Below are 11411 nucleotides of genomic sequence, written 5' to 3'. Positions count from 1 at the left end.
AGGGAGGAGACGGAAATGACGCAAATCAGACTGGATCAATACACCCAGGCAGAATACTCAAGGGGCAAACCCGGCTGGTACTGCCTGATCTGGTGGTTCATTCAGGGAACGCTGTTCCGTTTCTCGCTGCATAACATGTACGGCTGGAGACGATTCCTGCTCAATGCCTTTGGTGCCAGACTGGCGCCAGGCGTAAGGGTTCGCCCAACCGCCAAATTCACCTATCCATGGAAAGTCACCATCGGTGAACATTCCTGGATCGGAGACAATGTCGAATTCTACAGTCTGGATGAGATCGTAATCGGCAGCCAGTGTGTCATCTCACAGAATTCCTATCTGTGCACTGGCAGCCACAAGCTCAGCGACCCCACATTCGGCCTGATTACCAAGCCGATCATTATCAAGGATGGCGCATGGGTGGCAAGCGACGTATTTGTCTACCCGGGCATCACCATCCACGAACTGGGCGTAGCCGGAGCACGCAGCACCGTTATCAAAGACATCCCGAGAAACGAAGTCCACATCGGCTTCCCCGCTGCTTTCCATAAGCACCGGTTCCCGGAAGAACAGCAGCCCGCTGCTGTCCACATCGTGAAGTAATAAAGTATCTATGCTCATAATACTTATCTTTTCAGTAATCCAGATCTTAAATAAATCTTTAAAATGTATTCAAAAATATTTGGATGTTACAAACGCAACTGAGCATATGCACAGAGCGCAGGCAAGGGAATTCGGTCAAAGGACGACATTGGACCAGGGAAATCATCATTCCATCCCATTCGAGGATTTCTCTGGTCCACCGGAGGACGTGACCGAATCCCTTGTCGGAGCGGATGAAGCACTATAGCAACATCGCGTTTTAAAATCCAAACGCTGAATATGTAAGATATTTTGCTTCGCAAAAATCACTGGCTCATTGGAACTCGCGTTTCAAATGCCAAACGCTGATATGTAAGATATTTTGCTTCGCAAAAATCATTTTTGATGCAACATCGCGTTTTAAAATCCAAACGCTAGAGAGGGATAAATGTGAAGGATAAACCGAAAATCGTATTTGTCATTAACTACTTTTATCCCGATTATGCCTCAACGGGACAACTGTTAACCGAGTTGTGTCTGTACCTGCAGCATGACTTTGATATTACTGTCATTGCCGAATGTCCTCCGGGCTATGTGAGTCCTTCCGGTGCCAAAGGCCGCGTCCTGCGTGACCGTCTGGAGAACATCGAAGTGGTTCGCATCCGTCTGCCGGAGGTGGACAAGCAGAACAAGCTGAGCCGGATCAAGTACATCTCGACGTATTTCTGGTTCGCGACGTATCAGCTGCTCAAGGAAAAGAACACCGACTTTATATACACGATCTCGACGCCGCCGGTACTGGGCGGACTGATCGGTACGATCGGTAAAGTACTGAAACGTTCCAAACATATTTACAACATACAGGATTTTAACCCCGAACAGGCGGAAGCGGTCGGTTATACGGACCGTAAATGGATCTTCAACATCGCCCGGGCGATCGATAACGTCAACTGCTCCATGTCCGATCATGTCATTACGGTCGGCAAGGATATGCAGGAGACGCTGGACAAACGATTCGGCGGACGCAAGCAGATTGCCAATACAGTCATCAACAACTGGACCAATGAGCAGGAGATTGTGCCGGTCGGCAAAGACCATCCGCGTGTCGCACAGTTTATTCGAGAGAATGGCTGGGAAGGCAAATTCGTCGTTATGTATTCGGGTAACCTGGGACTCTACTATGATCTCGAAAACCTGATCAGTGTGGTGCCGAAGCTGAAAGAATGCACAAATATGGTATTCGCTTTTATCGGCGAAGGCGCAATGAAGCAGAAGATGATGGATTATGCCGAACAGCACGGATTGATTCAATCCGGACAAGTGTGTTTTCTCCCCTTTCAACCGAAAGAGGATTTGAAATATTCACTCAATGCCGCTGACGTTCATCTGGTTGTCAATCAGAAGGGAATCAAGGGTGTATCGGTTCCCAGCAAAATCTACGGAGTCATGGCTGCCGGTAAGCCGGTACTCGGTGTACTCGAGGAAGGAAGTGAAGCGCATCGCCTGATTGTGGAAAGCTACTGCGGTCTGGTGGCAGAGCCTCAAAATTATGATGATGTCGCTGTAAAACTTCGCACACTGTATGCGATGGATCGCCTGGAACTGCAAACGGTCGGTCAAAACGGAAGAGACTATTTGGAAAAACATCTCCGCCGCGATGTATCGCTGGAGAAATACCGCCAGCTGCTGCTGTCTATGGTTACACCGTCCTCATCGCCAAGTATGCTACCTGAATCCAGGTAAGCTGTGTCACCAATGATTCGCGAGCAAGACAACAAATACACAGAAAACATAGGAGGGATCGGAGTGAAACTTATCCTTTTATCCGGAGGTTCAGGAAAGCGTCTGTGGCCTCTATCCAATGATGCGAGATCCAAACAGTTTTTGAGAGTGCTGGAAAATGAGCAGGGTGAGCTGGTATCGATGGTTCAGCGTGTATGGAATCAGCTGGACATCAGCGGACTGAGCGAATCCAGCTATATTGCCACCGGCAAGTCTCAGGTGGAGATTATGCGCAGTCAAGTCGGAGCCGATGTACCGCTAATCGTTGAGCCGGAAAGAAGGGATACGTTTCCTGCCATTGCACTGGCAGCAACCTATCTGTATTCCATTCAGGGTGTAAGCCTGGACGAAGTCGTTACGATTCTCCCGGTCGATCCTTATGTCGATAATCATTTCTTTGAAACGGTACGCAGTCTGGAGGACGCGTTGGAAGAATCCAATGCAGATCTGGCGCTGATCGGTGTCGAACCGACGTATCCGTCTTCCAAATATGGCTATATCATCCCGTCCGGTGAGACGAGCGTGACCGGTCTTCGTTCGGTCAGCCGCTTCCAGGAAAAACCGACGGAAGAATACGCAGAACAGCTGATTGCAGAGAAAGCGCTCTGGAACTGCGGCGTATTCGCCTTCAGACTCGGCTACATCATCAACCTGCTGGAGCAAAAGGGAATGCCGATTCATTATGAGCAGTTCCTGCGCAGTTATGCGAGTCTGCCGAAGATCAGCTTTGACTATGAAGTCGTGGAAAAAGCGGAAAATATCGTAGCGGTTCCTTATACCGGCTACTGGAAAGACCTAGGTACCTGGAACACATTGACCGAGGAAATGAGCAGTGTGCAGATCGGACGCGGCATTATCAGCGTAGACTGCGAGAACACACATCTGGTCAATGAGACGAATATTCCGGTTACCGTACTGGGCATGAAAGATGTTGTCGTGGCGGTCAGCCCGGATGGCATTCTCGTATCCGACAAGGCGAGCAGCCCCAAATTGAAAGAACTGGTGAATTTTGACCAGGGTCCAATGTTTGAAGAACGCCAGTGGGGCTGGGTACATGTGCTGGATGATCAGCAGTATGAAGATGGACGCTGCGTCTCGACCAAACGGATCGGACTCAAAGAAGCCCATAACCTCAGCTACCGCAGCCACACGGAACGCGAAGAAGTATGGACGATCGTCAAAGGTGAAGGTGAATTTGTTCTTAACGGTAATGTAATGCGGGTAAGTGCAGGCAACGTACTGCATATTCCGGTCAAAGCGATGCACAGTATGCGGGCGTCAAGCACAATGGAATTTATCGTTGTCCAGACAGGAATGTATGCACGCAATAATCAACTGGTGGAGCTGTTTCATTCATGGGAAGATATCGCTCAAAACTGCCTGAAGATCTGACGACCATTTGTTACTACGTCTCTGATTACGGATATGGGCATGCCACACGCAGTATTGCAGTGATTCGGCAAATGCTGGACAACTGCACGGAGACGCCCATACGCCTGATTATCAATTCGGGCAAAGCACTATCGTTCCTGAAGGAATCCCTTCAGACCACAGGCAAGCATCAGCTGGAGTTCAGGAATACGTTCTCCGATACCGGCTATGTATTGCAAAAGGATTCGATTGCAGCGGATATTCCACGCTTGCGTCATCAATATAATAACGACATGTCGTTGTTTGATGAAAGAGTGGGAGTGGAGAAGAATTTTCTGCTGGAAAGCGGAGCACAGCTGGTCATCAGCGATATTTCGCCGATTCCGGTAGCAGCAGCGTCTAAGGCAGGCATTGAGTCACTGGGCATTTCCAACTTCACCTGGTATACGGCCTACCGCGATATGCTGGAACTGCATGAACTGAACGGACTGCGCGAAGCGTATGCTCGCATGGATCATTTTATCGGTCTGGCCGGCAGCGCAGAACCCGCATGGGGCTGCAAATGCAGGATCGATACCGGGTTTTTCTGCCGGAAGCCTGATCCGGTAGAAGTGCAGCGGATTCGCCAGGAGCTCAATCCGGGCGGCAAGGGCAAATTGATCTTCTTCGCACTCGGCATGAGCATTCAGGTGGACGAACTGTCTTCTCTGAAGCTGTGGGACAGTGAGGATTGCCGGTTTATCGTATCTGCCAATATGGATATCGAGCGGCCGAATATTTCCCATATTCCTGCACACTACAGTGAGTCACAGAATTATGTGGCTGCCGCAGACCTGGTCATTACCAAGCCGGGCTGGGGCACGATCTGTGAAGCGGTCGAGCTGAACAAGCCGCTGGTTCTGCTGAACCGGAGCAGTTTTTATGAAGACCGTCATACTATTGCTGCTATTCCGCTGGAACATCCGGTAACGTTAATGTCATGGGAAGAAATGCAGCAGCTTGATCTGATGTCCGGGCAGGGCCTGGAACTCTGGAATGATGAACCACATGAGCATGTTTCCTTTAACGAAACATATGGATATTCACGTTCGGCACTGACAGACATTACGGACTATATTCATAACCTTTTACAACATGTAAAAGTGTAGTGGATCAGACGCAGCGTCGATCAATCAGTGCATAACCATCCAGAAGATAGCGGCCCACAGCAGCAGAGACATTGCAGTACCCCACAGACAACCTTTGGCAAATGTCGGATTTCCCTGGTTTCTCATAATGATCAGCCTCCAAATATAGAAATGAGATTGGATACTCCAATACTTATACAGACTATATCGGTTGATTAACATTATACGTGAATAGAGATTACCCAATCACTTGGTGAAATAGTATCGCTTTCAATACTCAACAACAAACAGAAATGGGAGTGTGAATAATGAAAATTACGGTTATTGGTACAGGTTATGTTGGTCTGGTGTCTGGTGTTTGCTTCGCAGAAGTCGGTAATACAGTGACTTGTGTCGACAAGATTCCTGCAAAAATCGAAACACTGAAAAATGGCGGTGTTCCAATCTATGAGCCGGGCCTTCAGGAAATCATGCTGCGCAACGTCGAAGAAGGACGCCTTTCCTTTACAACGGATCTGAGTGCTTCCGTACCTGAATCCGATCTGGTTATCATCGCGGTAGGTACGCCGCCACTGCCATCCGGTGAAGCGAATCTGGAGTACATCGAGGCCGCTGCACGCGAGATTGCGCTTTCAATTAATGGTTACACCGTAGTAGCTGTTAAAAGTACTGTACCTGTTGGTACCAACGAGCGCGTCAACAGTATCATCGCCAGCCTGACCGATCAACCGTTTGCTACAGCATCCATGCCGGAATTCCTGCGTGAAGGTTCTGCAGTCAAAGATGCATTCAACCCGGATCGTCTCGTTATCGGTGTAGAGACACAACAAGCAGCTGACATGCTGATCGCTCTGCACAGACCGCTCACAGAGAACCTGGTCATCACGGATATCCGTAGTGCCGAGATGATCAAGTACGCATCCAACGCCTTCCTGGCGACCAAAATCTCCTTTATCAATGAGATTGCCAACATCTGCGACAAAGTAGGCGCTGATGTGGATCAGGTAGCCAAAGGTATGGGGATGGACCGTCGTATCGGCGCTTCCTTCCTGAATGCAGGTATCGGTTACGGTGGTTCATGCTTCCCGAAAGATACTCATGCACTGATCCAGATTGCCGGTAACGTAGAGTATGACTTCAAACTGCTCAAGTCGGTTGTTGAAGTCAACCAATCCCAGCGCTGGGCAGTCATCGACAAGCTGCTGGATTCACTCGGTACCCTCAGCGGCAAAAAGATTGCTGTCTGGGGTCTGGCATTCAAGCCGGATACCGATGATGTTCGTGATGCACCATCCCTGGAGATCGTGCCGAAACTGGTTGAATTTGGTGCTCTGCCACAGGTATTCGATCCGGTAGCAGCAGATAATTTCCGTCGTGAATACGATCACCCATCCGTCACTTATGCAGCAAATGCACTGGAAGCCGCGCGTGGCTGCGATGCGATCTGCCTGCTCACCGAATGGGGCGAGTTCGTAAACGTGGATCTGGTGGAAGTTCAGGCGGTTATGAACAACCCTGTAATGATCGACGGACGAAATGTGTACAGTGCCGAACGAATCAAGGCGACTGGTCTGAACTACCATTCCATGGGTCGTCCATCACTCTTGCGTGATAGTTTTATAGTAGCCAATTAACCTAAATTTGAACCAATTATTGTCAAAAAACCCACCCGACAGCTGCTGCAGGCTGCCGGGTGGGTTTTTTATGCTGCTTTTCGGCCGATCAAGCATCGCAAAATATACGAATAAGCCGGTCTGCTTATGACCGATCAGACCGGCTTATATTGCTGCATATAGTATAGAGAAATAGGTAGGTAAGAATCTATATTATAATCATGATGTTGGGCAGGAAAGAAGTGAAAGATTAATGATGTTCTTCTTCAGGGTGCGCACGATCCCGTACCACACGCTCCAGCAGCTGACGGATCAACTGAAGATCATCAGCTTCGAGGGGAACACCATCCCAGTGAAGATGGGCATGGTTGAGAAATTCACGAGCGTTTGTATTGGAGGAAATGGGATCGTACTGCTCTGTCAAGCCAAGCAGATAATCCGAAGTAGTGTTCAGCTTGCGAGCGATAGCCTGAATTGTTTCAAGTGTAGGTTGACGATAGCCGGACTCGTAGCCTGCATAGGTGCTCTTGGCTACTCCAATATAATCTGCGACTTCTTTCATCGACATATTTCGCCGTTTGCGAAGTTGTTTGAGGCGTTGGGCGAACAATACAAAGACCTCCTAATGAAGCAATAATGTATGCGACTTGAATAATAGAAGAAGTAGGAGAAAAGCCGCAAACAATATATAAAGTATATCATGGTGTGATATTATTGCCTACTTTGGATAACTTCTATAGCTGTGTCACATAACCAATATACTTCCATTTTCAATAGTATACGCCTATTTACTATAGTATAGGCAATTTTTACAAAAAAATATAAATAATAGATTTATAAGCAGTATAAACTCTAAACGGGAGAAAAGAGATAAACATCATATGTAATACTGTTATAAACTATTATTCAGTTTGCGTACAGTTTGATAACAAGATACTAAAATAAACAGGCACCTCTGCAAATGCAGCACCCTATTATATATCGGATTTGATTTCAAAATCATAAGTTTTCGGCTGAATTATCAGCAGATTGATAAATAATCTGGAGATTGCAGTCAAAAAAGGATTCAGCGATACAGGCAAATGCGGCCGGAAGGATGCGACTTTGGCAGGAAGGACAGGGCTAACGCTTTATTTCCCATAGGATAGCGGCCATCATGAACAGGTTCGACAGTGGATACAAGTTTGCAGTGTGGATGTTGAGCCATGAATGTGGTATATACAATGTAATCCAAAAGAGATGGAGTTGAGATCAATATGGAGCTGCTGCGGAACAAAGTAATCAATGAAGGTATCGTACTGGAGGGCAATGTACTCAAGGTCGATTCCTTTCTCAACCACCAGATGGACCCTGTACTGATGAAGGAGATCGGCAGGGAGTTTACACGCCGCTTTGCCGGTGAAAATGTGACGCGTGTGCTGACGATTGAATCGTCCGGAATTGCCCCCGGTATTATGACCGCGCTGGAGCTGAGTGTGCCGCTGATTTTTGCGCGTAAGCAAAAATCGCTGACCCTGACGGAGGATATCTATGTGGAGACTGTCTATTCGTATACGAAGCAGCAGAGCAACGATATTACCGTATCCAAAAAGTTTATTCATCCCGGAGACCGGGTGTTGATTATTGATGATTTCCTGGCCAACGGCGAAGCGGCTTTTGCCCTGGCACGTATCGTGCGGCAGGCGGGAGCACAGGTGGCCGGGATAGGCATAGTGATTGAGAAGTCATTCCAACCCGGCGCCAAATTGCTGACAGATGAAGGCTACCGGCTGGAATCCCTCGTTCGCATCGCTGGCCTTGCAGATGGACAGGTACAGTTCGCAGATTGATCTGTGGCTGTCCGGTCAGGTCACTCAGGCTGTCCGAGTGAGAACTCACTTTTGCAGTTTTAGACATAACGGCTATCCTGAAAAGCCAGCCTGGGCCGTATGGCAGCCGCTTCATCGGTCACATGGGTGAGGTAACGCCCAATTAGCTCCTCTGCAATCTGCGCGGAGGCAGGCGGGGTACGCAGCATGCCCATCTGCCGGCGCATGGCTGCCAGTATGTCCGGCTGATCAAGTGCATGTCTCAGCGCGGTATTCAGTTCCTGAGGAGTACTGCAGATCTGTGCGGCCTGTCTGGCCTCGAGATAGAGCGCATTCTCCCGTTCCTGTCCGGGTACCGGGTTCATCAGGAATGCCGGCAGTTTGCAGCTGATACATTCTGCCATCGTCAGACCGCCCGGCTTGGTGATGACACAGTCGCTCATAGTCATCCACTGGTTCATTCGATCCGTAAATCCTTCAATCCGTATATTCGGATGATGGGCATATTGCTTGTCCAGATCCTCGCACAGTTCCCTGTTTTTGCCGCAAATCACGATCAGCTGCGTATCGGTACGCCGGTTGACAATTTCGCATATTTCCTGCACATTTTTCAGTACACCATAGGCTCCGGCCAGCAGAAGGACGGTTGTGAGCTCCGGATCCAGTCCGGCCTCCTGCCGTAATGTCCGGCGCTGCAGTCTGCGCTGCATTTCGTCCGGCTCCGGCTGCTCAAAGCTATGATGCAGTGGAATGCCGGCCACACTGATCTTCTCGGCTGCAATGCCGCGGCGTACCGCCTCTTCCTTCATCTCTGCGGAAGGTACATAATAATGATCGATTTGTGGATGCAGCCAGCGTCCATGCAGATCATAATCGGTCACAATATTCACGAGTGGAATCGTCAGCCCCCAGCGAGTCCGAAGATGCGGCAGAGCCAGCTGGGGAAAGGTATGTATAACCAGATGCGGCTGTTCACACTCCATCACTTCACGCAGACGACGAATGCCAAAAGAATGCAGCCAGTTGGAGAGCAGGGTGCCTGCCTTCATTTCGCGTGTTCGGTAATATACCCAGCCGTACAAATGTGGAATCGTCTTGAAGCTCTGCATATAGACAAACCGGGTTATCTCATTAATCCAGGGATGTGATTCTGCCATCAGATCCAGCAGAATCACCCGCTGGATGCCCCGCTCATGCAGGCTGTCCCGAAGTGACCGGGCAGCCTGCAGATGTCCATCGCCGTAACTTGCGTATACAATCAGAACACAGGGTGAACCATGCTGCATAAGAGGATATTCCTTTCCTGCTTGGATTCATTCACCTTGCGCTTCTTGGGCTTCCTGAAGCGCAGGGAACAGCATTTCCGGCAGCAGATGCCGGGGATTTTTATATTTGCGGACTTTGCTGTCCGATGTAAATACAATAACCGTATCCAGCTGTGGCAAAATAATAATTTCCTGCCCGCCATGTCCATGTGCACAGGCATACTCCAGCCCGTCCTGCTTCCCGGTCCACCAGCCATATCCATAATAGCCATAACCGGCATATCCTTCGGATTGGGGCGTAAATGACTGCTCCAGCCAATCGGTCGGGATAATCTGTTGTTCCTTCCATCTGCCCTGCTGCAGGCAGCAGACGCCAAAGCGCAGCATATCCCGTGGGGTCAGGCAGAGACCGACATGTCCCATGGAATCTCCTTCAGGTGACGGTGACCAGGCGGCCTGCTCAATACCGAGTGGTCCGAATAAAGTGTCTCTGGCATAGCTAAAGGCATCCCGGCCGGTCCAGCGACTGATCAGTACCGATAGCAGATGGGTATCGATGCTGCGATACTGGAAAATATTCCGCGTCTCCGGCAGAATCGGACGTCGCAGCGCAGCACGCGCCCAGTGGCGGGTACGGTGAAACTGGTGAATATCCGGCTCGCCCAGCTTTTTGCCCGTCTTCCAGGCAAAGCCGGCAGTCATTGTCAGCAAATGCCGAACTGTCGTCGAGCGCAGCTCTGCAGATGGATGGGCGGGAAACAGGTCTGCCAGATAATGATCAATCGGTTCATCAATATCATGAAACAAACCCTGCTGCCTGGCGATGCCGACGAGAACGGACGTAAAGCTCTTGGTCGCCGAGCGCAGATCTGCCAGATTGCCGACTGTATTGCCATTATAATAGCTCTCGTACACCAGTTGTCCACTCTGGGCGACGAGGAAGCTGTTGATACGCGGATATTCCCGTTCCAGCCGCTGATCGGTCTTGCGGAGCTGCTGTTCATCAATTGCCGGATTTCGGGCAATCTCAACAGGCAGCGCAGGACGCAGCAGATTGGATGAGATTAGAATGGGTATCTTCTCGTTCATGGGTATTCTCCTTTGAATAGGTTACTGTTCTTTACCCGATTTGGAGGGCAATGCTATGCTTGCTCCGGAATCCTTACGAATAGAAGCTGTTTTCCCAAAAATTAAAGTCTTACGTGCTAAATAACTTCTTCCAGAAAGATGATATGCCGCCACAATATGTGGTATGATGAACCTAGATGGTGCTTAGATAAGTACTGATTGTAGACAGCCATGCCTGAACAGTCGGTGCGCCAGAGAGGCACACTCATTACAGAGATTCCAGAGTTATACAGGCAACATCGGCCTTGTGCAACAAAATAGGAGCAGGCAGCCGGATTGATTCAGCACCACTTTACAGGGGTATTGTTAAGGATAAATGCCTACCGAAAGTGCTAAAAGATCACAGACGACACAACTTCATATCACACTACACATCACGGATCTTTTCGGCGTTCTCAAAAACAAGGCACGTTTTGGGGAGGGAATTCCATGGCAACTAAAGGTCATAATGAAGTCAAGGAAAGTCTACGGGAGATGACAAGAATCTTCCGGCCTAAGGATCCAAAGAAATTCGTGAAGGAATATGTGCGAAAATACCACATAACTGGAGGATACGAAGAAGAACTCACGCTTCTTGTGGAGGATGAGCTGATCCGACTGAATTCATCCGTCTCTTAATGAACCTGTGTATAAGCACATTGAAAGGAGCGGCTACCGCTCACATTCAAAGAAACACCCGAATTCGATTTTAATCATACTGAAATTGCAAAATACATGCCCCCTGGCAGCTCTTGCCAG

The 11411-nt window shown here is 49.1% G+C and carries 10 protein-coding genes; 7 read left to right on the top strand and 3 right to left on the bottom strand.

Features of this window, described 5'->3' with window-relative positions; genetic code table 11:
- The first annotated feature begins 15 nt into the window (after positions 1 to 15).
- The 5 genes from M1D61_RS19685 to M1D61_RS19665 all read left to right on the top strand — a co-directional run bounded on the left by M1D61_RS19685 (position 16) and on the right by M1D61_RS19665 (position 6493).
- Positions 16 to 600 (top strand): WcaF family extracellular polysaccharide biosynthesis acetyltransferase, encoded by a 585-nt coding sequence (locus tag M1D61_RS19685; protein WP_046213673.1) that lies wholly within the window; start codon positions 16 to 18, stop codon positions 598 to 600.
- A 429-nt stretch (positions 601 to 1029) separates the two neighbouring features.
- Positions 1030 to 2322 carry a glycosyltransferase family 4 protein gene (locus M1D61_RS19680; protein WP_458120259.1) on the top strand — a complete coding sequence of 431 codons (1293 nt, stop codon included), beginning with the start codon at positions 1030 to 1032 and terminating at the stop codon, positions 2320 to 2322.
- A 63-nt stretch (positions 2323 to 2385) separates the two neighbouring features.
- Positions 2386 to 3753 (top strand): sugar phosphate nucleotidyltransferase, encoded by a 1368-nt coding sequence (locus M1D61_RS19675; protein ID WP_046213671.1) that lies wholly within the window; start codon positions 2386 to 2388, stop codon positions 3751 to 3753.
- Positions 3717 to 4880 (top strand): glycosyltransferase, encoded by a 1164-nt coding sequence (locus M1D61_RS19670; RefSeq protein WP_458120258.1) that lies wholly within the window; start codon positions 3717 to 3719, stop codon positions 4878 to 4880. Before M1D61_RS19675 ends, M1D61_RS19670 begins: the two co-directional genes overlap by 37 nt.
- Positions 4881 to 5167: 287 nt before the next feature.
- A complete protein-coding gene (locus M1D61_RS19665; protein WP_458120257.1) occupies positions 5168 to 6493 on the top strand; it encodes a UDP-glucose dehydrogenase family protein in 1326 nt (441 codons plus the stop codon).
- Between the two features lie 229 nt (positions 6494 to 6722).
- Here the strand turns inward: M1D61_RS19665 and M1D61_RS19660 are convergent, their stop codons facing one another.
- A complete protein-coding gene (locus M1D61_RS19660) occupies positions 6723 to 7082 on the bottom strand; it encodes a helix-turn-helix domain-containing protein (RefSeq protein WP_458120256.1) in 360 nt (119 codons plus the stop codon).
- A gap of 646 nt (positions 7083 to 7728) precedes the next feature.
- On the opposite strand from M1D61_RS19660, the gene M1D61_RS19655 reads away from it, so the two are divergent.
- On the top strand, positions 7729 to 8301 hold the full coding sequence (locus M1D61_RS19655; protein ID WP_458120255.1) for a xanthine phosphoribosyltransferase: 573 nt from the start codon (positions 7729 to 7731) through the stop codon (positions 8299 to 8301).
- 59 nt (positions 8302 to 8360) lie between these two features.
- Here the strand turns inward: M1D61_RS19655 and M1D61_RS19650 are convergent, their stop codons facing one another.
- The gene (locus M1D61_RS19650) at positions 8361 to 9566 is read right to left on the bottom strand and encodes an MGDG synthase family glycosyltransferase (protein WP_458120254.1); all 1206 of its coding nucleotides are present in this window, start codon (positions 9564 to 9566) and stop codon (positions 8361 to 8363) included.
- Between the two features lie 27 nt (positions 9567 to 9593).
- Positions 9594 to 10634 (bottom strand): serine hydrolase domain-containing protein, encoded by a 1041-nt coding sequence (locus M1D61_RS19645; protein ID WP_458120253.1) that lies wholly within the window; start codon positions 10632 to 10634, stop codon positions 9594 to 9596.
- A 468-nt stretch (positions 10635 to 11102) separates the two neighbouring features.
- Here M1D61_RS19645 and M1D61_RS19640 point away from each other — a divergent pair, with 468 nt between their 5' ends.
- On the top strand, positions 11103 to 11291 hold the full coding sequence (locus tag M1D61_RS19640; protein ID WP_017812600.1) for a hypothetical protein: 189 nt from the start codon (positions 11103 to 11105) through the stop codon (positions 11289 to 11291).
- The last annotated feature ends 120 nt before the right edge of the window (positions 11292 to 11411 follow it).

This window comes from Paenibacillus sp. Z6-24 (genome assembly GCF_054161335.1).
The sequence above is the reverse complement of the archived record's forward strand: the minus strand, read 5'-3'. Positions and strand labels throughout refer to the sequence as shown.

What these genes read in the sequence shown, in the direction of transcription:
- M1D61_RS19670 (WP_458120258.1), top strand. Translation starts at nt 3,717, where the DNA reads ATGGGAAGATATCGCTCAAAACTGCCTGAAGATCTGACGACCATTTGT.
- M1D61_RS19665 (WP_458120257.1), top strand. Translation starts at nt 5,168, where the DNA reads ATGAAAATTACGGTTATTGGTACAGGTTATGTTGGTCTGGTGTCTGGT.
- M1D61_RS19685 (WP_046213673.1), top strand. Translation starts at nt 16, where the DNA reads ATGACGCAAATCAGACTGGATCAATACACCCAGGCAGAATACTCAAGG.
- M1D61_RS19655 (WP_458120255.1), top strand. Translation starts at nt 7,729, where the DNA reads ATGGAGCTGCTGCGGAACAAAGTAATCAATGAAGGTATCGTACTGGAG.
- M1D61_RS19650 (WP_458120254.1), bottom strand. Translation starts at nt 9,566, where the DNA reads ATGCAGCATGGTTCACCCTGTGTTCTGATTGTATACGCAAGTTACGGC.
- M1D61_RS19640 (WP_017812600.1), top strand. Translation starts at nt 11,103, where the DNA reads ATGGCAACTAAAGGTCATAATGAAGTCAAGGAAAGTCTACGGGAGATG.
- M1D61_RS19645 (WP_458120253.1), bottom strand. Translation starts at nt 10,634, where the DNA reads ATGAACGAGAAGATACCCATTCTAATCTCATCCAATCTGCTGCGTCCT.